Origin of the sequence: Streptomyces sp. 891-h (assembly GCF_022760275.1) — a bacterium.
Taxonomy (GTDB): Bacteria; Actinomycetota; Actinomycetes; order Streptomycetales; family Streptomycetaceae; genus Streptomyces; species Streptomyces spirodelae.
The window spans coordinates 441,893-466,301 of sequence record NZ_CP050693.1; the positions used below are offsets into that span (position 1 = coordinate 441,893).

Below are 24,409 nucleotides of genomic sequence, written 5' to 3' on the forward strand. Positions count from 1 at the left end.
GAGTCCTGGGCCGGTGCCACGGCGCGGTGGAGCGCGACGATACCGCCGGTCAGGTTGCGCCAGGAGACCCGCGTCCAGCCCGCCTGCTGGATCAGTGCGGCGAGTGAGGGCTGATCGTGCCAGGCGCGGATGGTGTCGGAGAGATAGGTGTAGGCGTCCGGGTTGCTGGAGATCCGGTCGGCGATACGCGGCAGCCCGCCCATCAGATACCGCAGGTACAGGGTGCGGAAGGGCGCCCAGGTGGGGTGGCTGAACTCGCAGACGACGAGCCGTCCGCCGGGCCGGGTCACCCGCGCCATCTCCCGCAGGGCCGCGCCGGGGTCGACGACGTTGCGCAGGCCGAACATGATGGTCACCGCGTCGAAGGCGGCCGTCCCGAAGGGGAGCCGCAGGGCGTCGCCGACCCGCAGGTCGAGGGAGCGGGCAGCGCCGCGGGCCACCATTCCGGGTGAGCGGTCGACCCCGGTGACGGTGGCCCCTGAGCGGGCGAGCTCCGCGGTGGAGACCCCGGTACCGCAGGCGACGTCCAGACACCTCTCGCCCGGCTGGAGGGCGAGCGCCGCACGGGTGCGGGCCCGCCAGAGCCTGTCCTGGCCGCAGGAGAGCAGGGTGTTGGTGCGGTCGTAGCGCCCGGCCGCTTCGTCGAACATGCGGGTGACCTCGTCCGGGTGCTTGGCGAGACTCGCGCGGCTCATGGGCAGCTCCTTGGTTCGGCGGCTAGAGGTTTCCTCGCCGGTCCTGCTCGCGCTCGACGGCTTCGAAGAGCGCCTTGAAGTTGCCCTTGCCGAAGCCCTGGCAGCCGTGCCGCTCGATCAGTTCGACGAAGAACGTCGGGCGGTCGACGAGGGGGCGCGTGAAGATCTGCAGCAGATATCCGTCCTCGTCCCGGTCCACGAGTACGCCGCGCTCGCGCAGCTCGGCGATGTCCACGCGGACATCCCCGATACGGGCCCGCAGTTCCGGGTCGTCGTAGTAGGCGTCCGGGGTGGCCAGGAAATCCACTCCGGCTGCCCGCAGGGCGTCCGTCGCGGCCAGAATGTCGTGCGTTTCCAGTGCGATGTGCTGAACTCCGGGCCCGCGGTGGTACTGGAGGTATTCGTCGATCTGGGAGCGCTTCTTCCCTGGGGCCGGTTCGTTCAGCGGGAGTTTCACCTTCCCGGTGCCGTCGGCGACGACCTTGCTCATCAGCGCCGAGTATGCGGTGGCGATGTCCTCCCCGACGAACTCGGCCATAGTCGTGAAGCCCAGCACGCGCCGGTAGAAGTCGACCCACTTGTCCATGAGGCCGTACTCCACACAGCCGACGGTGTGGTCCACCCGGTGGAAGAGCGGCGGCGAGGAGGGCGAGGGAACCACCGGCGGCGGCCCGAAACCCGGCAGAAAAGGCCCCGAATAGGAGCCGCGCTCCACCAGGGTGTGCCGCAGTTCGCCGTACGTGGCGATCGCGGCGGTCCGCACCTGGCCGAACTCATCGGTGTGCGCCGTCGGCTCCTGGAGCACGGTCGCACCCGCCTCGGCCGCGTACGCCAGGCCCTCGTCGAGATTCGCGACCTGGAGTGCCACGTCGCTGACCCCGTCCCCGTGAGCGGCGGCCCACCGGGCGGCGCCGCTGTCCGGGGAGGTGCCGCCGGTGATGAGGAAACGCACCTGGCCCGAGGTGAGCAGGTACTCCGTCAGCCCGCTGTCGGAGGTCTCATCCCCCCGGTAGGCGGTCACCTCCATGGCGAAGGTGTTCACGTAGAAGTGCACCGCCTGCCGGGCGTTGCCGACGCAGAGCCGGATGTGGTCGATTCCCAGAAGGTCGCACGGACGGTTCCCGGTGGCTTCCTTCAGGGGCGGGGATTCCTCTTCTGCCAGAGCGGTGGCCTTGAGTTCCATAACCGAGGTCCTTTGCACTGCGTCATCTGACATGGCGGCACCTGACGGCACAAAGCCACCTGCAGCAGACGGTACGTGCTGTCGTACTGCAGACCGGGTTCCTGGTGTGTGTCCGCCACGTCCGGTCACTCAGCCAAGTGAATATTTGACGCCGCAGGCCCAGCGGAGGCTTACCGCCGGGCAACGGCTGCAATTATTCGCCGGGCCGTGGAATGCGGACCTGTTCACCGAGAAGAAGGGTTCCAGGTGACCTCCTCGACGACCACGCGGCCGAGCGGTGTCGACCACGTCTCCGCCCCGGCGGTGCCCCCGCTGACCATGGACCGCTTGTCGTTCCTCCTGTTCGGCCACTCCGCCTTCCAGTATCTGAACGCGGCCTGCGAGCTGGGACTGCTCGACCTTCTGGCGGAGCGGGGCCCGCTGACCGAGGAGGAGATCCGGACCCGGCTCGGGCTCGAGGAGCGGTCCTGTGCCGTCCTGCTGCTGGGCTGCACGGCACTCGGCCTGACCGTCAAGGACGGCTGCGACTACCGCGTCGCCGACCTCGTCACGGCACTGCGCGCGAACGGCACCTGGCAGAACATCAAGGACACCGTCGCCTTCGAGCAGGACATCGTCTACGAGGGGCAGGCCGACTTCACCGAATCGCTGCGGCGGAACAGGAACGTGGGCCTGCGCCGCATCCCCGGGGACGAGCCCGACCTCTACCAGCGGCTGAGCGGCAACCCCCGGCTGGAGTCGGTCTTCTACCGCTATATGAAGTCCTGGTCGGAGCTGGCCAACGAGCACCTGGTGCGCACGCTGGACCTGACGCACGCGCGTCGGCTGCTGGACTGCGGCGGCGGTGACGCGGTCAACGCCATCGCGCTGGCCCGGCACAATCCCGCGCTGGAGGTCACCGTGCTGGAGATCCCGGCCTCGGCCGGGATGACGTCGGACCGTATCGCCGCGGCCGGTCTGTCCGACCGGGTGGTTGTGCGCCCCTGCGACATGTTCGCCGATCCGTTTCCCACCGGCGTGGACTGCGTGCTGTTCGCCCATCAGCTCGTCATCTGGACGCCGGAGCAGAACACGGCGCTGCTGCGCAAGGCGTACGCGGCCCTGGCGCCGGGCGGCCGGGTGGTCGTCTTCAACTCGATGTCCAACGACGAGGGGGACGGTCCGCTCGTCGCGGCGCTGGACAGCGTCTACTTCGCCGCGCTGCCTGCCGAGGGCGGCATGATCTACCCCTGGCGGGTCCACGAGCGGTGTCTGCGGGAGGCCGGATTCGGGGCGGTGGAGCGCTTCCCCGTACCCGGCTGGACCCCGCACGGGATCATCGTGGCCACCAAAGAGGCTCCGTGAACCCGTCCGAGCCGACCGTCCCGGCCACGGCACCCGGCACGGCCGCGGGTGCTGCGTCGGGTGCGGCCTCGGATACGGCGGCAAGCGCAGCCGCGGGTGCGGCCTCGGCCCCGGCAGCAGGCACGGCCTCGGGCGCGGCCCCGGGCGGACCGGCCGCCTTTCTGAGGCTGGCGCGCGTGAAGTTCCTCTTCCAGAGCATGATGGTCACCGGATTCGGCGTCACCCTCGCCGTCCACGCGACCGGCGGGTTCTCGCTCGCCTGGTATCTGCTCACTCTGGGCTTCGCCTGGTCGACCCATCTGATGACGCACTTCTGCAACGAGTACTTCGACCTGGAGGCCGACCGGGCCAACCCCTCCCCCACCTCCTGGACCGGCGGCAGCCGCACTCTGGTGGACGGGCTGCTCAGCCCCACGGTGAGCCTCGCCTCGGCTTTCGTCACGCTCTTCGTCGGCATCGGACTGACCGCCGTGATGCCGACCCTGCCCACCCGGCTGCTGGCTGTCTCGCTGATGGCCCTCGCCTGGTTCTACACGGCGCCCCCGCTCCGGCTGAACTACCGGGCGCTCGGGGAGGTGACCTGTGCGGCCGTGCTGTACGGCATGGGGCCGCTGCTTGCCGCGCTGTTGCAGTCCGGTCAGCTCTCGCCGCTCCTGCTGTGGTGCACGGCGCTGGTCTGTGTGCTCCAGGTGCTCCGCTGTCTGATCATGAATCTCGCCGACATCGAGGGTGACCGGCTGGTCGGCAAGAACACGCTCGCCTCGGCCCTCGGTCCCGCGAGGCTGACCCGCCTGTACGCCTCGGGGCAGGCCGCCCTGTACGCCGCTGTGCTCGCGCTGGCAGCGGCGGGAGAGCTGCCGCCGCTGGTGGCGGTGGCTCAACTGGCCTGCGTCCCGGTCGGACTCCACGTGCTGCGCGCCCTGTACACCGGCGCGATGGCGGACCGGCGCAGGGCGGAAGGCGTCACCTTCTGGGCGTCCATGCAGCTGCCGCTGACCACCTGCGGAACGATGGTGGCGCTGTTGGCCGATCTCGCGCTGCGGGGCACTCCGGCCCCGGCCGAGTGGGTCGCCGTCGCCGCGGGCACCACCGTGCTGTTCGCGGGGTGGCTGGCACGTACCGCACTGGCTGCCCGGCGCCGGTCGGCGGAGCAGCGGACTGCGGAGCCGGCTCCGGCGGTCGGCGGGCGGGCGGAGCAGGCATGACCACCGTGGCGGGGGCGACTCCGGCCGACCTCCGGGCTGCCCAGCAACTGTGCGAGCGGGCCCGGCTGCGGACGCTGCCGGCGCTTCGCCGTGCCGTCGGCCGCCTGCCAGGACCGCTGGCTCCCGCCGGCGCCTACCACTTCGGTTGGCATGCCCGACCGGGCACGTCGGAGATTGCGGACGAGGCGGCAGAGGGGGTCGCGGCGCAGGAGGCGGAGTTGGCGGACACCGCGCCGGAGCCGGGTCCGGACACCGGCAAGGCCGTACGCCCGGCGCTGACGTATCTGGCCGCCGAGGCGCTGGGCGCGCCCGCCGAGCGTGCCGTTCCCGGAGCCGTCGCCGTCGAACTGGTGCACAACTTCACGCTGGTCCACGACGACATCACCGACGGGGACGCCACCCGCCGCGGCAGGCCCGCGCTGTGGAAGCGGTTCGGCGTGGGCCCGGCCCTGCTGGCGGGTGACGGGCTCCATGTGCTGGCCATGGACGCGCTGCTGAGGCAGCCCGACGACCGTTCGGGAACGGCGGCGGCACTCCTCAACCGCGCCCTCATCGCCACCATGTACGGGCAGGTGCGTGACCTCGGCTTCGTCCAGCGGCCCTGGGCCGGGCCGTCCGCTGTGTCGGTCGCCGAGTACCGCGCAGCCGCCAAGGGGAAGACGGGAGCGCTGCTGGCCTGCGCGGCTGCGCTGGGCGCCCTGCTCGCGGGCGGCCGGCCGCGCGAGGTGGCGCGTTTCGCGGCTTTCGGTCGCCATCTGGGCGTCGCGTTCCAGTGCGCCGACGACATCCTCGGGCTGTGGGGTGACCGGCTGCGTACGGGCAAGCCGGTCGGCAACGACCTTCTGCTGGCCAGGAAGACGATTCCGGTCCTGCTCGCACTCACCGCCAAGGCGCCTGCGGCCGCGCGGCTGCGGGAGCTCCTGAGCCGCGAGGGCAGCTCTCTCACTCCGCAGGATGTCCCGGAAGTCCTGGAACTGATCGGCGAGGCCGGTGGTGAGCAGGCCACCCGGCGGGAGGCCGAGCACCAGACGGCGATGGCGCTCCGGGTGCTGGCGGCGGTGCCCATGTCCGGTGAGGCGCGCCGGCGGTTCGCCGCCATGGCCGCCTATCTGACCCGGCGGAGCTCCTAGCGGTGCTGCGTCAGTGGTGGCGGCGCACCGGCGCGGACCTGCCCTGGGGCGATCCGCTGCCCTCGCACCGGTCGGCGATGGAGGGCTACCTCTGGCGGTTCACCGACCCCGTCCGGCGCCGGGTGCTGCTGGTGGCCTGTGGCGTCAACGAGGGGCGCGGCCACAGCTGGGGGACGGTGGTGGTGGCGGCCAGCCCCGCCCTCGTGCGGTCGGCGACGCTCGACGGCGTACACGCGGACACCGACCGCTTCGCCGTGCATGCCGCTCCGGCGCTCTCCTTCGCGCAGGACCGCCTGCGGGTGTCCCTGCCGGATGTGGACGTGGAGCTGGCCGTCGTTCCCCGCGCCCGCCGCCCAACGCTGCTGCCCGCCGCCGGCGTCTTCTCGCTGGTGCCGTGGCTCAACCACTACTGGCACCCCTACCTCTTCGACGCGCGGGTCGAGGGCACGGCACGGCTCGCGGGCGAGCACTGGGATCTGACGGGCTGCCAGGCGTACGCGGAGAAGTCGTGGGGGCGCGGTTTTCCGCCGGCCTGGTGGTGGGGTCAGGCCCACGGCTTCGACCGCCCCGATGTGAAGGTGGCGTTCGCCGGGGGGCTGCTGGGGAGGGGGCGCTGCACGGTGCCCGTCGGCGGGCTGGTGCTGGTCGCGGGAGGCAGCCGGATCGATCTGTTCCCGCCCTCGGCCGTGGTACGGGGTGGCGCTCGGGGTGACCGCTGGTCGCTCACGGCCCTGGGTCCGCGCCACCGGGTGAGGCTGAGCGGCCAGGGCGCGGGCAGCCCACTGCTGCGGCTGCCCGTTCCCGCGCTGACCCCGCATCGGCTCGGCCACTCCGAACAGCATCTGACCGGCGAGGTCAGGCTGGAGGTCCACCGCTTCGGCCGACCGCTGTACTCGGGCACCTCACGCCTCGCCGGGCTGGAGACGGGGCGAGCGCCAGGGTCCCGTTGAAGCCGTCGACGGGCACGGATCGCCGGTCGGCAGCGCGGGACGGGGACGAAGGCCCGGGTGCGGTGGCGTGCCTGGAAGCGGGCGTCCTCGGCGCGGTTCCGAGCCTTCGTCCGGGGAACCGCTCAGTCGGTGCCGGATTCCATCGCGGCGCGGTCCAGCCATTCGTCGTCGCCGGAGACCTCGCCGCGGGAGGCGATGGCCTCGGCGCCGCCCTCGGGCAGCGCGCCGATCAGCCCGGTCGCCGCGGCCTGGTCGGCGCCGATGGCCGGGTCGGAGGTGCTGATCAGCCCGAGCCCGGCGTACTGCTCCAGCTTGGCGCGCGAATCGGCGATGTCCAGGTTGCGCATGGTGAGCTGGCCGATCCGGTCCACGGGGCCGAACGCGGAGTCCTCGGTACGCTCCATGGAGAGCTTGTCCGGGTGGTAGCTGAAGGCCGGCCCCGTGGTGTCGAGGATCGAGTAGTCCTCACCCCGCCGCAGCCGCAGCGTCACCTCGCCGGTGACGGCCGCACCGACCCAGCGCTGCAGCGACTCGCGCACCATCAGCGCCTGCGGGTCCAGCCAGCGGCCCTCGTACATCAGCCGACCCAGGCGCCGCCCCTCGTTGTGGTACTGCGCCAGGGTGTCCTCGTTGTGGATCGCGTTGACCAGGCGCTCGTAGGCCGCGTGCAGCAGGGCCATGCCGGGCGCCTCGTAGATCCCGCGACTCTTGGCCTCGATGATCCGGTTCTCGATCTGGTCCGACATCCCCATGCCGTGCCGCCCGCCGATGGCGTTGGCCTCCATCACCAGGTCGACCGGGGAGGCGAACTCCTTGCCGTTGATCGTCACCGGGCGGCCCTGCTCGAAGCCGATCGTCACATCCTCGGTGGCGATCTCGACCGAGGGGTCCCAGAACCGGACGCCCATGATCGGCTCCACGCTCTCCACGCCGGTGTCCAGGTGCTCCAGGGTCTTGGCCTCGTGGGTGGCGCCCCAGATGTTGGCGTCCGTGGAGTACGCCTTCTCCGTGCTGTCCCGGTAGGGGAGGTCGTGGGCGAGGAGCCACTCCGACATCTCCTTGCGGCCGCCGAGCTCGGTCACGAAGTCGGCGTCCAGCCAGGGCTTGTAGATCCGCAGGTTCGGGTTGGCGAGCAGGCCGTAGCGGTAGAACCGCTCGATGTCGTTGCCCTTGAAGGTGGAGCCGTCGCCCCAGATCTGCACGTCGTCCTCGAGCATCGCCCGGACCAGCAGGGTGCCGGTGACGGCGCGGCCGAGCGGAGTGGTGTTGAAGTAGGCGCGCCCGCCCGAGCGGATGTGGAAAGCGCCGCAGGTGAGCGCGGCGAGGCCCTCCTCGACCAGCGCGGCGCGGCAGTCGACCAGGCGGGAGATCTCGGCGCCGTAGGTCTTCGCACGTCCGGGCACCGAGGCGATGTCGGGCTCGTCGTACTGGCCGATGTCGGCGGTGTAGGTGCACGGGACGGCGCCCTTGTCGCGCATCCATGCGACGGCGACGGAGGTGTCGAGGCCGCCGGAGAAGGCGATGCCGACGCGCTCGCCGGCGGGCAGGGAGGTGAGGACCTTGGACATAGGAAGATTATGCATCATCACGCATGCCCATGCAAAGGGGAATCTCAGAAGCCCACACCAGGGGGAACTGAGCCCCCCCGGCAGCCCTGGAGTCCGCCCGTGCCGTCCGCGGGCTAGAAGACGTCCGGGATCTCCGGGAAGGGGCCCGAGAGCCCCTCCGAGGGAGCGGGGAGGTCCTGCTCGGCCCAGATGATCTTGCCGGCCTCGGTGTAGCGGGTGCCCCAGCGGCGGCTGAGCTGGGCGACGAGGAACAGGCCGCGTCCCCCTTCGTCGGTGGTGCGCGGATGGCGCAGCCGCGGCGAAGTGCTGCTGCCGTCGGTGACCTCGCAGCTGAGCACCGTATGGCGGATGAGGCACAGCCGGATGGGGCCCGCACCGTGCCGGATGGCGTTGGTCACCAGCTCGCTGACCATCAGCTCCGTGGTCAGCAGCAGCTCCTCCAGGCCCCACTCCCTCAGCTGGCGGGCGGCCATGGACCGGGCCTTGGAGACGATGGCGGGGTCGTTGGGCAGGTCCCAGGAGGCGACACCGGTCTCGGCCAGGGCGCGCGTACGGGCGAGGAGCAGGGCCGCGTCGTCGGAGGGCGGGCTGGTCAGCAGGCTGTCCAGCACGGACGAGCCGAGGGCCTCCAGCGGCAGCTCCCGCTGCGCCAGGACGTTCGTCAGCCGGCCCAGACCCACCTCGACATCCGGATCGCAGGCGCTGAGCAGACCGTCGGTGTAGAGCGCGAGGAGGCTGTCGGAGGGCAGCTCCAGCTCAGCGGACTCGAAGGGCAGACCTCCCAGCCCCAGTGGGGGTCCGGCGGGCAGGTCGGGGAACGTGACGGTGCCGTCCGGATACACCACCGCGGGCGGCGGGTGGCCAGCACGCGCCATCGTGCAGCGCCCGGTCACCGGGTCGTACACGGCGTACAGGCAGGTGGCGCCGAGCACGGTGATCGCGCTCACATCCGGCGACGGCTCCCCGGCCGGGGAGGCCTCCTCCTCCGTGAGGCGCATGACCATGTCGTCCAGGTGTGCCAGCAGCTCGTCGGGAGGCAGTTCCATATCGGCGAGGGTGTGCACGGCGGTACGCAGCCTGCCCATGGTCGCCGCCGCGTTGATGCCGTGGCCCACCACATCGCCCACGATGAGGGCCACGCGGGCCCCGGACAGCGGGATCACATCGAACCAGTCGCCGCCGACGCCGTCACCCGCGCCGGAGGGGAGATAGCGGGACGCCACCTCGATGGCCGTGCCGCCGCTCAGGGCGTGCGGGAGCAGGCTGCGCTGGAGGGTCAGTGCCGCCGTGTGCTCGCGCGTGTAGCGGCGGGCGTTGTCCACGCACAGCGCGGCCCTGGAGACCAGATCCTCGGCGAGCAGGACATCGTCCTCCTCGAACGGCGTCGGATACCGCGAACGGACGAACGACGCCACGCCCATGATGGTGCCGCGCGCACGCACCGGAACCGCGATCAGCGAGTGCATGCCGAACCGGCGGATCTTCTCCACCCGTGCGGGATCGTCGTCGAGCCACCGGCTGCTGCTGCCGACGAGGTCCCGGTCCAGCAGCGCCTCGCCTGTCGTGAACGCGCGGACGAAGGGCGAAGCGGGGTCGATGGTGACCTGCTCTCCCCGCTGCGCCACCGCCTCCGGGGTCCCCTCGGTGACCGACCGCAGCCCCGAGCGCCGGAAGGTGGGCAGGCCGCCGACCGGCCCCGGTACCGGCTCCTCGCCGCTGACCACCGACTCCACCAGGTCCACGGTGACGAAGTCGGCGAAGCGCGGCACGGCGACATCGGCCAGTTCCTGCGCGGTGTGCTCCACCTCGAGCGTGCTGCCGATACGGGTGCCGGCCTCGTTGATCAGCGTGAGGCGCTCGCGGGCCCGCCACCTCTCGGTGACATCCATGACGACGTAGCACAGCCCCAGTACATCGCCGCCCGGCTCATCGAGGCGGAAGAACGAGGTGGAGTAGGCGTGCTCCCGGTTCGGGTCGGCCATGGTCCAGCCCCGGTACTCGTAGTCGATCACCGGAGTGCCGGTCGCCAGGACCTGCCGCATCTGCGCCTCCAGCGCGTCGGTGTCCAGGCCCGGGAGCGTGTCCGCCAGACGGCGCCCCAGCCGCTCCTCGCGCGGGACCCCGCCGCGGCGTTCGAGCTCGTCGTTGATCCATACGTAGCGCAGGTCCGTGCTGAGGACGGCCATGGCCAGCGGGGACCGCGTCAAGAACGCCTCCAGCACCGAGCCGCCCAGCGCCCACGAGGGCGCCTTCCCCAGGTCGACAGCGGAGACGAGCCAGGACTCGCTGCCGTTGAGATCGGACAGCGGGCAGGCGCGCAGGCCCACCTCCACCGGGCGGCCGCTGCGGTGCCGTACGGTCGCCAGCCCCGACCAGCCGCCCTCGGCGCGGCTGTGCTCGGCCACGGTCGCGGCTCTGGCCACGTCCTCGCCGGAGGTCAGCAGGTCCTCGGCCGACCGGCGCACCACATCGGCCGCCGGGTAACCGACCAGAGTCTCCGCGGCGGGGGTCCAGCCGATGATCGTCCCCTGGGCGTCGATCACCGCCATGGCAGGATCAGGCGCGTCCAGCGGACGCAGCGGTTCGGCCGGGGGGAGCTGTTCGGAAGAAACCATGGGCAGGCCGCCCTTCTGGCGGGCTTCCTTCCTGCCTCCAGTCTACGAGCAGCGGGCAGACCGCGCCGGGCCGGCGGCTTCGAGCCCCCGGGCGGCCCGTGAGGGAGCCGTGCGACCGGCGGCGGAAGACGACGGTGCCGAGGCCGGGCGGCCGCGGCACCGTCGTCTTTCCGTGTTCCCGGTGTGCTCAGCGTGCGAGCAGCTGGGCGCAGCGGATGAGGCCCAGGTGCGAGTACGCCTGGGGGTGGTTGCCCAGGGAGCGCTCGGCGATGGGGTCGTACTCCTCGGACAGGAGCCCGGTGGGCCCTGCCGTGTCGACGATCTGCTGGAACAGCTCGGCGGCTTCGGTACGGCGTCCGGTGAGCAGATACGCCTCGATGAGCCAGGCGGCGCACAGGTGGAAGCCGCCTTCGTCGCCGGGCAGACCGTCGTCGCGGCGGTAGCGGTAGACGGTCGAGCCGCTGCGCAGCTCGGCCTCGATGGCGGTGACGGTAGCGGTGAAGCGCTCGTCGGTGGGGTCGATGAGGCCGGAGAGCCCCACGTGGAGGGAGGCCGCGTCCAGGTCGAGACCGTCGTAGGCGGTGGTGAAGGACTGGACCTTGGGGTTCCAGCCCTTCTCCAGGACGTCCTGCGCGATACGGTCGCGCAGGGGTGCCCAGGACTGGTCGGCCCTGCGGTCGTAGACGGCGGCGAGCTCGACCGCGCGGTCGAGCGTCACCCAGCACATGACCTTGGAGTAGACGTGGTGGCGGGGAGCGTCGCGCTCCTCCCAGATGCCGTGGTCGGGCTCGTCCCAGCGGCGCGAGACGGCGGCTGCCATGGACTCGACCAGCTCCCAGTCGCGGTCGCGGATATGGCCGGTGGCCTGCGCCAGGTGCGCGATCAGCTCCACGACGGGGCCGAACACATCGAGCTGGACCTGCTGGTCGGCCAGGTTGCCCACCCGCACGGGGCGCGAACCGGCGTAGCCGGGCAGGCCGTCGATGACGGCCTCAGGGCCCAGCCCTGTGCCCTGGAGGGTGTAGAGGGGGTGCAGCCGCTCGGGTCCTGGCAGGCTGTCCAGCACCCGGTGCAGCCAGTCCAGGAACGCCTCTGCCTCGCTGGTCGAACCGAGGGTGACCAGCGCCTGAGCGGTCATCGACCCGTCCCGCACCCAGCAGTAGCGGTAGTCCCAGTTGCGTACGCCGCCGATCTCCTCGGGCAGCGAGGTGGTGGCAGCGGCCATGATGCCGCCGGTCTCGGAGTCGCACAGGCCCCGCAGGGTCAGCGCGGAGCGGGCCACCAGCTCCCGCTCGACGGCGGGCAGGGTCAGCTTGCTCACCCACTCCGACCAGTACCGCTCGGCCATCTCGCGGCGCTCCGGTTCCGGTGCGGCAGCGGCCGTCAGGTCGTCGGTGCCGCAGCGCAGCTCCAGCACCACCGGCTGCCCCTCGACCAGGTCCACCACGGCACGCGCGGTCTCGTTCACGCCGTCGGAGGTGACCTCCCAGCGGACTCCGGGCGAGCGCAGCACCATCGGCTCGGCGGTGCCCAGCACCCGCAGCCCCTCCGCCTCGGCCACCAGCCGGACCGATACCTGGCCGAACTCCGGACGCGGAGCGAACTCCACCTCCGCAGCCGTGCTCCCGGTCAGCACCCGCACCACCTGCGTCCGGTGCGCGGGCAGCCCGTGCTCCAGGTAGTCGGTCACCAGCAGCCGCGACCAGCGGGTCTCGACCGTCATGGTCCCCGGCACATAGCGCTGCCCCAGGGGGAGCGGGCTGCGCGGGCCCGCGCCCGCGGCGCCGGCCCCACCGCCCGCGCGACGGTGGGGCCGGACGGAGAAGTGGCCGGCCCCGGGGCCGCCCAGCAGGTCGGCGAAGACCGCGCCCGCGTCCGGGCCCGGGTGGCACATCCAGGACAGCCGCGCGTCCGGTGTCAGCAGCGCGACGGTGTTCTCGTTGGAGAGCATCGTCAGCCGCTCGATCGGCGGGCTGTGCTGCCCGTACAGCCAGGCGCGCCGCTCCTCCAGCAGGAACGCCAGCGCGGTGGCCACCTCGGTGGCGTCGGCGATCCGGTAGCCGGCCAGGCTGTCGCCCTCACCGACCTTGATACCGACGTCCGGGCCCTGCAGACGGGCGAAGGCGCGCTCGTCCGTGGTGTCGTCACCGAAGTAGACGGCCGCACTCGCGCCCACCTCGTGCCGCAGTGCCTCCAGCGCGTTGCCCTTGTCGGTCGCGATCACCGACAGTTCGATGACGGCCTTGCCCTCGGTGACGTGTATGCCCTCCCAGGTGGCGGGGCCCGATCGGACCGCCTCCAGCGCCCACTGGGCCGCCTCGGCCTCGGCGCGCCGCAGATGCACCGCGACGCCGGCCGGCTTGGACTCCAGCGTCACCCCGGTAGCCCGCGCCGCCACCTCTTCCAGTGCGGTCTGCAGCTCGGCCCGCAACCTTGCCGCCTCCGGTTCGAGCTGATGCACGAAACCCACATCGAACTCCGAACCGTGGCTGCCCACCAGATGCACCTCCGAGGGCAGCCGCGACAGGGTCGCCAGGTCACGCAGCGCCCGACCGGAGATCAGCGCGGCCGTCGTCGCGGGCAGGCCCGCCAGCGAACGCAGCGCATGCACCGACTCGGGAACCGGCCTGGCCTGGGCCGGATCGGGCACGATCGGCGCGAAAGTACCGTCGTAATCACTGGCGACCAGCAAGCGCGGAACACGGGCAAGCTGCACCAGAGCACGCCGCAACTCGGCGGGCAGGGCCTCGGCGGTCAACGCCTCACTCTCCAACTTGTGTAGTGACAGAACAGGCAGGAAGAACAGCGGTGGGGGCTCGGGGGTCGTGGCGACCCCGTCCGGTCAGGGCGCTTCCAGCGCCTCGGTGACCGGTTTTCATCGAACGGTGACCGGTTTCATCCGGCGCACGATATCCGTCGCGGTGGGGGTGGCAGCCGCCGGCTGTCCCGGCGCCGGTGACAGAGACGTCGAAGGAGCCGCAGGCGTACTCGCGGAACGTCCGCCCCGAGCATAGGGAGGAGCCGTGCCGCCGGAGCGCGTGTCTCAAGGACCGGAATCAGGGGATCTTCGCCGGCGTCGCCGAAGGAGCCGACCGCCTGCGGGCCCCCGATCTGCGGGGTCCCCGAACGGCCGTTGTGCCGAGCACAGTTGGTGCTCCCGGTCGGCGGCTGCAATGTCACGCACCGAAGGCTAGGAGGGACGCGGCAGCGTCGTCAACACTTTGATCGAAGCACTTCGAAAGGTCCTTCGAGAGCGCGCGGAGCCGGCCGGTGAGCGGCGTGGGTCGGGTGGCGGCGCGGGAGTCGCGGGCCGGGCGGTGGCGCCAGCGGCGCTGGCCGGGCGGTGGCGCCAGCGGCGCTGTCAGGCGGTGGCGCGCGAGACGTAGGAGAGCTCGAGGCGGGTGTGCTGGATGGGGCGGTCGGGTTCGCGGATGCGGTCGAGGAGTATCTGGGCCGCCAGCCGGCCCGACTCCCGGAACGGCTGCCGCACGGTGGTCAGATCCAGCGCCTCGGCGAAGTCGCCGTCGTCGAATCCGACCACGGCCAGGTCGTCGGGGACACGCAGCCCGCGCTCGCGGGCGGCCCGGAGCACACCGGCCGCCAGACAGTCGTCGTGGGCGAAGACGGCCGTGGGCGGCTGCCCGGACTCCAGCAGCTCCCCGGCGGCCTGCGCAGCGGCCTCCACGCTGTGCTCGACCAGGCGCACCCCCTCGTCCGGCAGCTTCAGCCCCGCCTCGTCCAGCCCGGCGCGGAAGCCGCCCAGCCGCTCTTTGCACTGCGAGGCGAACTCCGCCGACGCCTGGGCCTCGCCCACGAAACCGAACCGGGTGTGCCCAGCGCCCGCCAGCCGCCGCGCGACCAGCCGCCCCCCGGCCGCGTCATCGATCTCCACACTGCTGAAGTCGGTCCGCGCCAGCTCCACCAGCACCGTCGGCAGCTCCCGGCCCCGCAACCGGTCCGCCACCTCGCCGACCAGCGGCAACGACATCACGATCAGCCCGTCCAGCCGCCGGGACAGCGGCAGACCCGCCAGCACCGGCGCCGCAGCGGCAGCCGAGACCTCGTCGTAGACCACCACCTCGAAGTCCAGCCCCTCGACCGCCTCCAGCACCCCCTCCAGCCGCCGGGCGAACGTCGGATACGTGGTGAACGGCGCCATCACCCCGATCCGGCCCACCCGCTTCCGCGCCCGGGACACCGCCTCGGCACGCGGCACGAAACCCAGCTCGTCGACGGCCGCCATGATCCGGCCCAACGTCGCAGGGCGCACCTTCGACGGCGCGTTCAGCGCCAGCGAGACCGTGGAGATGCTGACCCCGGCCCGCTCGGCGACGTCGTAGATAGTGGCCCGGCTCATCCCCGCATCCTCCCTCACGCCCCACCCACGCCCGACGACAACCGACGCCGCCGCGAACCGGCACTGTCCCGGCCGGGGGGCTGGTGAGTGGTCGGGGCCGACGATCCCGGCCCCGCTCCTGGCCCTGCTCGACACACCGTGCGTCACGATACCAATCCGTATCGAAGTGCTTCGGCGAGCGGCGGGCGGCAGGCGGTCGGGGGGGTCGAACTGCGCCAGTTGTGTGCATATCGAGGCTCGGACCCGCAGTCGGCGTGGCGGCGGGGTACCTCGCTTGTATGAGGCCATCGCCCTGTGCGGGCTGCGGCTGCGGCCGCGGGAGGAGTCGGCCGCGCCCGGACCCGACAGCGAGGCGCTCTCCGCTCCCCCGGGCGCGGTGAGAAGTGACCGAGCACCGGCGGGGCGCCCGAGACGCACGCGGCGGCCGCACGTCTACATGTGCAGGCCCCAGGCGCCGCCGGCCGACCCCCTGCCGAGCTCACGCCGCCCCTGCTCCGGTGCGCCGCGGGAAACGGCAGCCGCTCCGGAAGGAAAAGAGGAAGGAAAAGAGATGACCACCGGAAAAGTGAAATGGTTCGACTCGGAAAAGGGCTACGGGTTCATCGAACAGGACGAGGGCGGGCCGGATGTGTTCGCCCATCAGACCAATATCGACGTCCCCGGCTACCGGGAGCTCACCGAGGGCCAGCAGGTCGAATTCGATGTCACGCAGGGGCAGAAGGGGCTCCAGGCCGAGAACATCCGGCCTCTGTGAGCGCGGGCGCCCGGCCCCTCAGGTGCTGGGCGCCTCGACGACGCCCCGGACGACCGTGTCGCGATCGGTCACCGGGCCCCGTGCGTGGCCTGCCGTCTGCGGTCACGACCACCGCGCCGGGCGGGCCGTGGCCTGGCCCGCCCGCTCGCCCGCCCGCTCCCCCCTCGTGGCCGTCGGCGAGTCGGCCAGTCCGATTGTTCCGCCATAGCGGGAATCATTCCTCTCCGCCCTCTTGACTCGTGTGTGCTGCTCTTTCTTCGCCGTTGGCTCTGGTGCAGTTGTACTTCGTCAGGTGGCGGCTTCGTGACAGCCGGACAGCGGAAAGGACGTCGGGGTGGCGGTAACCACTGATCGGCCCGCAGGCGAGGGATCGTCCGGGAACACGGGCAGGGCAGGACACACACGGGGATCGATCGTGGTGGCCTGGATGAGCACCACCGATCACAAGAAAATCGGCTCCCTGTACATGAGCACGGCCTTCGTCTTCTTTCTGCTCGGCGGCCTGCTCGCGCTCGGCATGCGGATCGAGCTGGCCCGGCCCGGTCTGCAACTGCTGTCGAACGAGCAGTACAACCAGGCGTTCACCATGCACGGCACGATCATGATGCTGATGTTCGCCACCCCGCTGTTCGCCGGTTTCGCCAACGCGATCATGCCGTTGCAGATCGGCTCACCGGACGTGGCCTTTCCGCGGCTGAACATGCTCTCGTACTGGCTGTTCCTGTTCGGCTCGCTCATCGCCGTGGGCGGATTCCTCACCCCTCAGGGCGCGGCGGACTTCGGCTGGTTCGCCTACACACCGCTGTCGGCCGAGGTCAGAACGCCCGGCCTGGGCGGCGATCTGTGGGTGATGGGGCTCGCCATGTCGGGCTTCGGGACCATTCTCGGGGCGGTCAATTTCATGGCCACCATCGTGTGCATGCGGGCGCCCGGAATGACGATGTTCCGCATGCCCATCTTCAGCTGGAATGTGCTGCTGACCAGCGTGCTGGTCATCATGGCCTTCCCCGTGCTCGCGGCCTCGCTCTTCGCGCTGGAGGCCGACCGGAAGTTCGGCGCCCACATCTACGACGCCGCGAACGGCGGCCCGCTGCTGTGGCAGCACCTCTTCTGGTTCTTCGGCCATCCCGAGGTCTATATCGTCGCCCTGCCCTTCTTCGGCGTGATCACCGAGATCATCCCCGTCTTCGCCCGCAAGCCGATCTTCGGCTACGTCGGACTCATCGGCGCCACCATCGCCATCGCCGGGCTCTCGGTGACCGTCTGGGCGCACCACATGTTCCCCACCGGCGCTGTCCTGCTGCCCTTCTTCTCCTTCATGTCCTTCCTGATCGCGGTGCCCACCGGGGTGAAGTTCTTCAACTGGATCGGCACCATGTGGAAGAGTTCGCTCTCCTTCGAGACCCCGATGCTGTGGGCCCTCGGCTTCCTGGTCACCTTCTTGTTCGGCGGACTGACCGGCGTCCTCCTGGCCTCGCCCCCGCTCGACTTCCATGTCACGGACAGCTATTTCGTCGTGGCCCACTTCCACTACGTCCTGTTCGGAACGGTGGTGTTCGCCATGTTCGGCGGTTTCCACTTCTGGTGGCCGAAATTCACCGGCCGCATGCTCGACGAGCGCCTCGGCAAAATCCACTTCTGGACCCTGTTCGTCGGTTTCCACACCACGTTCCTGGTCCAGCACTGGCTCGGCGCCGAAGGCATGCCGCGCAGATACGCCGACTATCTGTCCGCCGACGGCTTCACCGCTCTCAACACCGTCTCCAGCATCGGCGCCTTCCTCCTTGGACTGTCCACCTTCCCGTTCCTCTACAACATCTGGAAGACCGCGAAGTACGGCGAGAAGGTGACCGTCGACGACCCCTGGGGCTTCGGCCGCTCCTTGGAATGGGCCACCTCCTGCCCTCCGCCCCGGCACAATTTCCTCGCCCTGCCCAGAATCCGTTCCGAGTCCCCCGCCTTCGACCTCCACCACCCCGAGATCTCGGAGATCGACCAGATCGAGAACATCGATCGCCGCGACGTCGTCGAAGCCGGAGAAGGAGTGGGCGGTCCCTGGGGAGGACCGGAGGGGAGGCAGGGTGAGCAGTGAGCGCAAAGGCGGGCGGGAGCCGTCGTCCGGCCCGCAACCGCCGAGCCGGTCCGTCGAGACCGGTCGGCCCCGCAGCACCGGCGGGACCGACCGGACCGATGCGACCGGCGAGGCCGCCCGTGGAGTCGCGGAGCTGGAGCGCTACCTCCTCCGGCAGACCGAGACACACAACGCCCAGCAGGACGCCGTCTGTTTCGCGGCCGAACTTCCGGGGCTGACGTCCGCACAGCGCGAGCAGATCATCCGGCTCTATGTACACGACCGCCGAGCCCTCGCCCGACGGACACAGGAGCTGATCGAGACCGCTCTCGAAGAGCACACAGCGGAACTTCAGGCCGCCTACGCCGTTCTGCGGCGCCGCATGTGTGTGACGGTCAGCGCGCTCATCACCGCCCTCGCCTTCGCCCTGTGCCTGCTCACCCTCACCGCGCTGGTGTGACCCCGGACCGTCCCGGTGCGACCTTCGGATCGCCGCCGTCCCGCGCTGGAGCGCGTGCCGGTCCGGCTCAGCGCGGAGCCCGGGCGGCGCCGCCCCGCCGCAGCAGGTCCACCACCTGGGTGTGGAGAGCGGCCAGTCCGCCGGGCGGGAGAGGTACGGGGCTGCCGGTGAGGGTGTACCACTCCTCCGCTCCGGTGTACTGGACGTCGATCGCCGCGCGCCCACCGGGCGCCGAGCGGGTCACGACGGTCACCTCGCCGGTGATGACCCCCACCTCGTCGGTCATCACGCCGCCCGGACCGGCCTGGACACGGCCCTCGTACCGGTCCGGGCCACCGCCGGACCGGCCGCCGCTGTCGGGTCCCGTGCCGCGGCCCGTCATCGGTCGCAGGTGGCCAGCATGTCGCCGAGCTCTTGCTTCTCGGCCCGGGTGGCCGTCAGCTCGTAGGTGGCTTTCACCGCGGTCCAGGCCCGCGCGTAGGTGCACCAGGACGATTTGGCCGGCGGCTGCCACTCCTCCGGCCCCTGATCGCCCTTGGTCCGGTTGGTGGAAGCGGTGACGGCCAGCAGCTGAGGGTGGGTCAGGTCGTTGGCGAACGCCTCGCGCCTGCTCTGCGGCCAGGCGTCGGCTCCCGAACGCCAGGCGTTGGCCAGCGGGACCATGTGGTCGATGTCCAGCTCCGAGGCCTCGGTGACCTTCTCACCGTCGTAGAGGCTGGTCCAGCGGCCGGAGACGGCCCGGCACTCCGCGTCGCGCTCGACGTCTGTGCCGGAGCGGGCAAGGACCTTCTCGCGGGTGTCGCAGTGGTCGCCCTGCGCGCTCCAGTGCGGGAACTTCGCCCGGCTGTAGCCGGACATCGAACCGTGCGGCGCCACTTTCAGTCCGGACAACTGACGTCGGGCCTTCTCCGCCGACGGCACGCCCGGCAGGCCCTTCTCACCGGCCGCCCGGTCGCCGCCGGCCGGGCTGGAGGCGGGTGGCTTGTCCTCCGCGGGCGGCGCGCTGTCCTCGCCCTCCGGCGAGCAGCCGGCGACCACGAGCACGACCAGAAGCGCTGCTCCCCCACCCCACCTCGGCAGACGCCTCATGACCCTCCCGCATCCTCACCGTGCCCGTTCGACGGCTCTCCGCGGAGACTACCCGCGCGGAACCGGGTCCCATACGCAGGGACCCACGAAGGGACCTACGAACGGACCCCCGAAGGGACGGCGCCGGGACGAGAAGCCCCCTCCCGTTTCGCCACGTCGGTCAACTTCCCCCGCAGAGGTGCTATTTCTCACAGTGTTCACCGGAACACCGAGCGCAAGCCACACCCCATCCGTTTCGGTACGCCATCCTCTGTGCAGCTCACGAGCCCAACGGTGCCTCGCTTGTTAGGCGTTGATCGTTTCTGGTTATGCTGCATCAGCCTCGGCATGACGGAGTCTCACTGAGTTCCCCGGTCACATCTTGTCCTGCTGCGGGGCCCCGGAGAGCCGGGGTGAGACCCCCTGCGGAGGACCGGAGGTGGACTCGTTGCTCCCCACATCGCCCCTTTGCTCAGTCTGTCGAACGATTTGAGGACGCTGATGATGCGCACGGGATCGTCGCCCGGAGGTCAACGGTCCGCCCAACTGTGGTGGTGGCTGCCCACCCTCGCCATGGCCCTCGCCACGATCGTCGCGGCCGTCCAGGTCCCCGGGGACGCCCGTGCCGCGGTCATCGGCTGCGGGGCCCTGGGCACGGCCGCCGTCGCCCTCACAGCGGGCGAACTGTTCCGCAGGAACCGCGCTCTGGCTCAGGTGCGGACCCAGTACGCGGAGCAGCAGCAGCTGCTCCAGTACCACCTGCGGCAGCAGGAGGCGGCGACCGTGCAGCTGGCCAAGGAGCGGCTGCCCCAGGCGGTGGAGCGGCTGCGCCGGGGCGAGTTCGCCGAGGAGGTGGTGCGCTCCCTGGCGGCCACCGGTCCTGAGTCGGGGCTCGGAGCCGAGTTCGAGGCGGCCCACCACGAGCTGCTGCGCTCGGTGGTCGAGGCGGTGCGCGCCGAGGAGTCCCTGCGCGACTCCGCGCAGCGCGGAGTCGTCAACATCGCCCGCCGCGTCCAGGCGATCGTGCACCGGCAGGCCACCGACCTGCGGGAGATGGAGGAACGTCACGGCGGGAGCGGCGAGTTCTTCGCCGACCTGCTGCGGCTGGACCACAGCAACGCTCTGATCAGCCGGCTCGCCGACACCATCGCGGTGCTCGGCGGGGCGCGTCCGGGCCGGCAGTGGAGCCAGGCCGTGCCGATCTACAGCGTGCTGCGCGGCGCCATGTCGCGGATCGCCGATTACCAGCGGGTCTCGCTGCACTCGGTCGCGGAAGTCGCCGTCGTGGGCCGGGCCGTGGAGCCGCTGATCCACGCGCTCGCGGAGCTGCTGGACAACGCCACCACCTACTCGCCGCCGCAGACCCGGGTCCATCTGACGGCGAGCGAGGTGCACGCGGGCATCGCCATCGAGATCGAGGACGGCGGGTTCGGGCTGAGCGAGGAGGCCAGGGAGCGGGCCGAGCACATGCTCGAGACCGCCCGCGAGGGCATCGACCTGAACGACCTCGGGGAGGCGCCGCGGCTGGGCCTGACCGTGGTGGGGCGCCTCGCCCAGGAGTACGACTTCCAGGTGTCGCTGGCGCCTTCCGCCTACGGGGGCGTCCGCGCGGTTCTCGTCGTCCCCCACGAACTGATCACCACGGCGCCCGCGAGCGGACGCGCCCACGGCATCGGCGCGGCCTCCGGGCAGCGCCCCTCGGGCGGGTCCGCGCCGTCCGTCGCGCGGGCCGGGAAGCCCGCGCCGTCGACCGCCGGCCCCGGGGAGCAGGAGCGGATGGACGAGGAGACGCCACAGGTCGTCGAGCGTACGGCCAGCGGGTTGCCGCAGCGTCGCAGCCGCCGCGGCCGGTCCGGCAGCCGCCCGGCGGCCGGCGCCCCCGCTCCGGCGCAGGAACAGCGGGAGGCGGCACCGTCGGAGGATCCCGCGCCCGGGATGTGGATGGGCGCCTTTCAGGAAGGTCTGTCCGGCAAGCGCTCGGCAACGGCTGCCGCCCAGGGACACAGCGACACGTCGTCGAATGAAGGTGAGTAAGCGATGGTTCGGCAGCCCGACATGGACTGGATGCTCAAGGACTTGGCGGAGAGCGTCCCGCAGACCCGCCATGTCGTCCTTCTGTCGTCGGACGGTCTGTGCATGGCCCAGTGCCCGCCGGAGAAGGACACCTCCGACCGGCTGGCGGCGATCGGAGCGGGCCTGCAGAGTCTGGCCGGGGCGGCCGCACAGGAGTTTCCGCACAGCAATGGCCGGATGCGGATGGTCGTCATCGAACTGGACGGCGGCTTCCTGCACCTGATGGCGGCGGGCGAGGGCGCCCATCTGGTCGTGCTGGTCGACGAAGGCGTCGACATGGGCCTGGTGGGGCAGCAGATGCGGGACCTCGTCGCCCGTATCGGCGCCCACCTCACCAGCCCGCCGCGTGGCGACCGGCCGGTGCGATGACGCCGGATGACGAATGGGACGAAGGCACTCCGGAGCGGCTGTACATCCTTACGGGCGGGCGCAGCGGATCCGAGGAGGCCGGTCTCGACCTGGTCACACTGATCGTCGCCCGTACCCCACCGCAGATCGGCATGCAGCCGGAGCACGAGTCCATCCTGCGGGTGTGCGAGTCACCGCTGTCAGTCGTGGAGATCTCCGCGCATCTGAAACTCCCGGTGAGCATCGTCACGGTGCTGCTCGCGGATCTGTTGGCCGAAGAACGCGTGGAAGCCAGGGCGCCTGCCCCGTCTCTTCCCGACATCGACATCATCAAGGCGGTGATCCATGGTCTCCAGAACCTCTGAGACGGTGGCGGGGCCTCGGAGCGAGGACGCGCTGCCCTCGTCGGCCACCTCTGCTGTCAAGATCGTCATCGTGGGCGGCTTCGGCGTGGGCAAGACGACCCTGGTCCGCTCGGTCAGTGAGATCCGGCCGCTGACGACCGAGGAGACGATGACGCAGGCGAGCGTCAGCGTCGACGACCTCGCCGGCGTCGAGCGCAAGAACATGACGACCGTGGCCATGGACTTCGGCCGGATCAGTCTCAACGACGAACTGGTGCTGTACGTCTTCGGCACGCCGGGGCAGCAGCGCTTCTGGTTCCTGTGGAACGGCCTGTTCGAGGGCGCGCTGGGCGCGGTGGTGCTGGTGGACACCCGGCGGCTGGAGGCGAGCTTCGATGTGCTCGGCCGGCTGGAGGAGTCGCAGACGCCGTTCGTGGTGGCCGTCAACGCGTTCGACGAGGCGCCCACCTACTCCGACGAGGAGCTGCGCGAGGCGCTGGACCTGACCGACGACGTGCCGCTGCTGGTGTGCGACGCCCGGAGCCGGGAGTCCAGCAAGGACGTCCTGCTGTCGCTGATGCGGTACCTGTATTCCCTCGCCAAGCCTTCGGAGGCGATGTGAACCGGCAACCCCCCAATTCGCTGTACGAGCCGACAGAGCCGCAGGCGTCTCCTCCGTCTCCCTCGTCTCCCCCGTCTCCTCAGCCGGGTGGCGAGGCGGCGGGCGCCGCGGTCGCGCCGCCGCCCGGCTGTCCCGCGCATGCCGGTGGAGCCGGCGGCGGCACCGCGGGGCTGCGCCGGCTGTTCGGGCCCGAGGCCGAGGCCGACCCGATGGCCCTGTACGAGAAGCTGCGGGCCGAACACGGCCCGGTCGCTCCGGTGCTGCTGCCGGGGGACGTACGTGTCTGGCTGGTGCTGGGGCACCGGGAGAACCTGGAGGTGGCGCGCACCCCCTCGCTGTTCTCCCGGGACTCCCGTCACTGGCACGCCATGCGGGAGGGCCGGATCGGCCCGGATCATCCGCTGGCCCCGCTGACCACCTGGCAGCCGCTGTGCGTGTTCGCCGACGGCATGGAGCACCGACGGCTGCGCCAGGCGCTCACCGAGAGCCTGTCCCGCTTCGAGTCGCGCGGCATCCGACGCTATGTCATCCGCTTCACCCACCAGCTCATCGACGGGTTCCAGGACACCGGACAGGCCGATCTGGTCGGGCAGTTCGCCGACCAGCTCCCGCTGCGCGTGATCACGCAGCTGTTCGGCATGGAGGAGGAGTACGGGCCGCGGCTGGTCGAGGCGGCCAAGGACATGATCAAGGGCACCGAGACCGCCGTCGCGAGCAATGACTTCATCACCGAGACCCTCCAGCGGCTGGTCGAGCACAAGCGCGCCTCCCCGGGGCACGACGTCGCCTCCAAACTGCTGGAACACCCGGCCCGGCTGACCGACGACGAGGTGCGGGAGCACCTGCGGGTGACGCTGGTCTCGGCGAACGAACCGACGGTCAACCTGATCGCCAACACGCTGCGGATGCTGCTGACCGACCGCAGGTTCCGGGCGACTCTGGCCGGTGGGCACACGACCCTGCCCGACGCGCTGGAGCAGGTGCTGTGGGACGAACCGCCGATGACGACCAACATCGGCCGCTGGGCCACCGGGGACACCCAGCTCGCCGGTCAGCAGATCAAGGCCGGGGACATGCTGGTCCTCGGGCTGGCCGCCGGCAACGCGGACCCGGCGGTGCGCCCCAACCGGTCGGTTCCCCTGCACGGCAACCGCTCTCATCTGGCCTTCAGCGCCGGTCCGCACGAGTGCCCCGGCCGGGACCTGGGGCGGGCCATCGCGGACACCGGCATCGACACGCTGCTCTCCCGGCTGCCGGACCTCCGGCTGGCGGTCGCGGAGCAGGATCTGCAGTGGGACACCGCCTTGATGTCCCGGCGGCTGGTGTCGCTGCCCACCTCGTTCACCCCGCCCCGCCGGGTGGGACGCCCGAAGGCGGGGGAGAACGGGTCGGCCACCCGGCAGCCACTGCCACCGCCGGTGTCCCAGCCGCATCAGGAGGCGACTCAGCAGGGGTGGCCTTCGGTGGCGCCCGGGGCGGCGGCGGAGCCCGGCCCGTCGGGCAAACCGGCCCGCGCCGCGCGGTGGGCGGCAGCGCTGCGGCGGGTGAGAAGCGGCCGGTAGGCGCCGTTCCCCGCGGTGGCGGGAATCATGGGATTCCTGTTGCGCGAATAGCCCGTTGAT

At 71.2% G+C, this 24,409-nt stretch carries 19 protein-coding genes and 1 pseudogene; 12 read left to right on the forward strand and 8 right to left on the reverse strand.

Annotation, left to right across the window (positions count from 1 at the left end):
- Positions 1 to 11: 11 nt before the first annotated feature.
- Both HC362_RS02000 and hppD read right to left on the reverse strand, forming a co-directional pair.
- Positions 12 to 695: pseudogene (locus HC362_RS02000) on the reverse strand (demethylmenaquinone methyltransferase); the annotation flags it as partial.
- A 22-nt stretch (positions 696 to 717) separates the two neighbouring features.
- The gene (hppD, locus tag HC362_RS02005) at positions 718 to 1,878 is read right to left on the reverse strand and encodes a 4-hydroxyphenylpyruvate dioxygenase (RefSeq protein ID WP_243082040.1); all 1,161 of its coding nucleotides are present in this window, start codon (positions 1,876 to 1,878) and stop codon (positions 718 to 720) included.
- A gap of 318 nt (positions 1,879 to 2,196) precedes the next feature.
- Here hppD and HC362_RS02010 point away from each other — a divergent pair, with 318 nt between their 5' ends.
- From HC362_RS02010 to HC362_RS02025, 4 genes are read left to right on the forward strand one after another with little or no spacing between them, the layout of a single operon-like run.
- Positions 2,197 to 3,222 (forward strand): methyltransferase, encoded by a 1,026-nt coding sequence (locus tag HC362_RS02010; protein WP_243088314.1) that lies wholly within the window; start codon positions 2,197 to 2,199, stop codon positions 3,220 to 3,222.
- Positions 3,219 to 4,427: a prenyltransferase gene (locus HC362_RS02015; protein WP_243082041.1), complete on the forward strand. Its 1,209-nt coding sequence runs from the start codon at positions 3,219 to 3,221 to the stop codon at positions 4,425 to 4,427. The genes HC362_RS02010 and HC362_RS02015 overlap by 4 nt, the downstream gene beginning before the upstream one ends.
- Positions 4,424 to 5,557 carry a polyprenyl synthetase family protein gene (locus tag HC362_RS02020; RefSeq protein WP_243082042.1) on the forward strand — a complete coding sequence of 378 codons (1,134 nt, stop codon included), beginning with the start codon at positions 4,424 to 4,426 and terminating at the stop codon, positions 5,555 to 5,557. Before HC362_RS02015 ends, HC362_RS02020 begins: the two co-directional genes overlap by 4 nt.
- A 2-nt stretch (positions 5,558 to 5,559) precedes the next feature.
- Positions 5,560 to 6,507 carry a tocopherol cyclase family protein gene (locus HC362_RS02025; protein WP_243082043.1) on the forward strand — a complete coding sequence of 316 codons (948 nt, stop codon included), beginning with the start codon at positions 5,560 to 5,562 and terminating at the stop codon, positions 6,505 to 6,507.
- 122 nt (positions 6,508 to 6,629) lie between these two features.
- Here HC362_RS02025 and argG read toward each other — a convergent pair whose 3' ends face one another.
- From argG to HC362_RS02045, 4 genes are all read right to left on the reverse strand, one after another.
- Positions 6,630 to 8,075 (reverse strand): argininosuccinate synthase, encoded by a 1,446-nt coding sequence (gene argG, locus HC362_RS02030; RefSeq protein ID WP_243082044.1) that lies wholly within the window; start codon positions 8,073 to 8,075, stop codon positions 6,630 to 6,632.
- Between the two features lie 113 nt (positions 8,076 to 8,188).
- On the reverse strand, positions 8,189 to 10,690 hold the full coding sequence (locus HC362_RS02035) for a SpoIIE family protein phosphatase (protein ID WP_243082045.1): 2,502 nt from the start codon (positions 10,688 to 10,690) through the stop codon (positions 8,189 to 8,191).
- 187 nt (positions 10,691 to 10,877) lie between these two features.
- Positions 10,878 to 13,448 carry a trehalose-phosphatase gene (otsB, locus tag HC362_RS02040; RefSeq protein ID WP_243082046.1) on the reverse strand — a complete coding sequence of 857 codons (2,571 nt, stop codon included), beginning with the start codon at positions 13,446 to 13,448 and terminating at the stop codon, positions 10,878 to 10,880.
- Between the two features lie 603 nt (positions 13,449 to 14,051).
- The gene (locus HC362_RS02045) at positions 14,052 to 15,047 is read right to left on the reverse strand and encodes a LacI family DNA-binding transcriptional regulator (protein WP_243082047.1); all 996 of its coding nucleotides are present in this window, start codon (positions 15,045 to 15,047) and stop codon (positions 14,052 to 14,054) included.
- A gap of 550 nt (positions 15,048 to 15,597) precedes the next feature.
- Here HC362_RS02045 and HC362_RS02050 point away from each other — a divergent pair.
- The 3 genes from HC362_RS02050 to HC362_RS02060 all read left to right on the forward strand — a co-directional run bounded on the left by HC362_RS02050 (position 15,598) and on the right by HC362_RS02060 (position 18,332).
- Positions 15,598 to 15,801, forward strand: coding sequence for a cold-shock protein (locus tag HC362_RS02050; protein WP_209263839.1), 204 nt, complete (start codon positions 15,598 to 15,600; stop codon positions 15,799 to 15,801).
- Between the two features lie 412 nt (positions 15,802 to 16,213).
- Complete coding sequence (gene ctaD, locus HC362_RS02055; protein WP_243088315.1) at positions 16,214 to 17,893, forward strand: cytochrome c oxidase subunit I; 1,680 nt, start codon at positions 16,214 to 16,216, stop codon at positions 17,891 to 17,893.
- Complete coding sequence (locus HC362_RS02060; protein WP_243082048.1) at positions 17,883 to 18,332, forward strand: hypothetical protein; 450 nt, start codon at positions 17,883 to 17,885, stop codon at positions 18,330 to 18,332. Before ctaD ends, HC362_RS02060 begins: the two co-directional genes overlap by 11 nt.
- A gap of 67 nt (positions 18,333 to 18,399) precedes the next feature.
- Here the strand turns inward: HC362_RS02060 and HC362_RS02065 are convergent, their stop codons facing one another.
- Positions 18,400 to 18,714, reverse strand: coding sequence for a hypothetical protein (locus HC362_RS02065; protein WP_243082049.1), 315 nt, complete (start codon positions 18,712 to 18,714; stop codon positions 18,400 to 18,402).
- Complete coding sequence (locus HC362_RS02070; protein WP_243082050.1) at positions 18,711 to 19,421, reverse strand: HNH endonuclease family protein; 711 nt, start codon at positions 19,419 to 19,421, stop codon at positions 18,711 to 18,713. The genes HC362_RS02065 and HC362_RS02070 overlap by 4 nt, the downstream gene beginning before the upstream one ends.
- 480 nt (positions 19,422 to 19,901) lie before the next feature.
- Between HC362_RS02070 and HC362_RS02075 the strand changes: the two genes are divergently transcribed.
- The 5 genes from HC362_RS02075 to HC362_RS02095 all read left to right on the forward strand — a co-directional run bounded on the left by HC362_RS02075 (position 19,902) and on the right by HC362_RS02095 (position 24,349).
- Positions 19,902 to 21,434: an ATP-binding protein gene (locus HC362_RS02075; RefSeq protein WP_243082051.1), complete on the forward strand. Its 1,533-nt coding sequence runs from the start codon at positions 19,902 to 19,904 to the stop codon at positions 21,432 to 21,434.
- A 3-nt stretch (positions 21,435 to 21,437) separates the two neighbouring features.
- Positions 21,438 to 21,842 (forward strand): roadblock/LC7 domain-containing protein, encoded by a 405-nt coding sequence (locus HC362_RS02080; RefSeq protein ID WP_243082052.1) that lies wholly within the window; start codon positions 21,438 to 21,440, stop codon positions 21,840 to 21,842.
- Entirely contained in the window at positions 21,839 to 22,186 is a 348-nt protein-coding gene (locus HC362_RS02085) for a DUF742 domain-containing protein (RefSeq protein ID WP_243082053.1), read from the forward strand. The genes HC362_RS02080 and HC362_RS02085 overlap by 4 nt, the downstream gene beginning before the upstream one ends.
- Positions 22,167 to 22,787 (forward strand): ATP/GTP-binding protein, encoded by a 621-nt coding sequence (locus HC362_RS02090; RefSeq protein WP_243082054.1) that lies wholly within the window; start codon positions 22,167 to 22,169, stop codon positions 22,785 to 22,787. Before HC362_RS02085 ends, HC362_RS02090 begins: the two co-directional genes overlap by 20 nt.
- Positions 22,788 to 22,957: 170 nt before the next feature.
- Positions 22,958 to 24,349: a cytochrome P450 gene (locus HC362_RS02095; protein WP_243088316.1), complete on the forward strand. Its 1,392-nt coding sequence runs from the start codon at positions 22,958 to 22,960 to the stop codon at positions 24,347 to 24,349.
- The last annotated feature ends 60 nt before the right edge of the window (positions 24,350 to 24,409 follow it).

What these genes read in the sequence shown, in the direction of transcription:
- hppD (WP_243082040.1), bottom strand. Translation starts at nt 1,878, where the DNA reads ATGGAACTCAAGGCCACCGCTCTGGCAGAAGAGGAATCCCCGCCCCTG.
- HC362_RS02010 (WP_243088314.1), top strand. Translation starts at nt 2,197, where the DNA reads ATGGACCGCTTGTCGTTCCTCCTGTTCGGCCACTCCGCCTTCCAGTAT.
- HC362_RS02020 (WP_243082042.1), top strand. Translation starts at nt 4,424, where the DNA reads ATGACCACCGTGGCGGGGGCGACTCCGGCCGACCTCCGGGCTGCCCAG.
- argG (WP_243082044.1), bottom strand. Translation starts at nt 8,075, where the DNA reads ATGTCCAAGGTCCTCACCTCCCTGCCCGCCGGCGAGCGCGTCGGCATC.
- HC362_RS02035 (WP_243082045.1), bottom strand. Translation starts at nt 10,690, where the DNA reads ATGGTTTCTTCCGAACAGCTCCCCCCGGCCGAACCGCTGCGTCCGCTG.
- HC362_RS02045 (WP_243082047.1), bottom strand. Translation starts at nt 15,047, where the DNA reads ATGAGCCGGGCCACTATCTACGACGTCGCCGAGCGGGCCGGGGTCAGC.
- HC362_RS02050 (WP_209263839.1), top strand. Translation starts at nt 15,598, where the DNA reads ATGACCACCGGAAAAGTGAAATGGTTCGACTCGGAAAAGGGCTACGGG.
- HC362_RS02065 (WP_243082049.1), bottom strand. Translation starts at nt 18,714, where the DNA reads ATGACGGGCCGCGGCACGGGACCCGACAGCGGCGGCCGGTCCGGCGGT.
- HC362_RS02070 (WP_243082050.1), bottom strand. Translation starts at nt 19,421, where the DNA reads ATGAGGCGTCTGCCGAGGTGGGGTGGGGGAGCAGCGCTTCTGGTCGTG.
- HC362_RS02075 (WP_243082051.1), top strand. Translation starts at nt 19,902, where the DNA reads ATGATGCGCACGGGATCGTCGCCCGGAGGTCAACGGTCCGCCCAACTG.
- HC362_RS02080 (WP_243082052.1), top strand. Translation starts at nt 21,438, where the DNA reads ATGGTTCGGCAGCCCGACATGGACTGGATGCTCAAGGACTTGGCGGAG.
- HC362_RS02085 (WP_243082053.1), top strand. Translation starts at nt 21,839, where the DNA reads ATGACGCCGGATGACGAATGGGACGAAGGCACTCCGGAGCGGCTGTAC.
- HC362_RS02090 (WP_243082054.1), top strand. Translation starts at nt 22,167, where the DNA reads ATGGTCTCCAGAACCTCTGAGACGGTGGCGGGGCCTCGGAGCGAGGAC.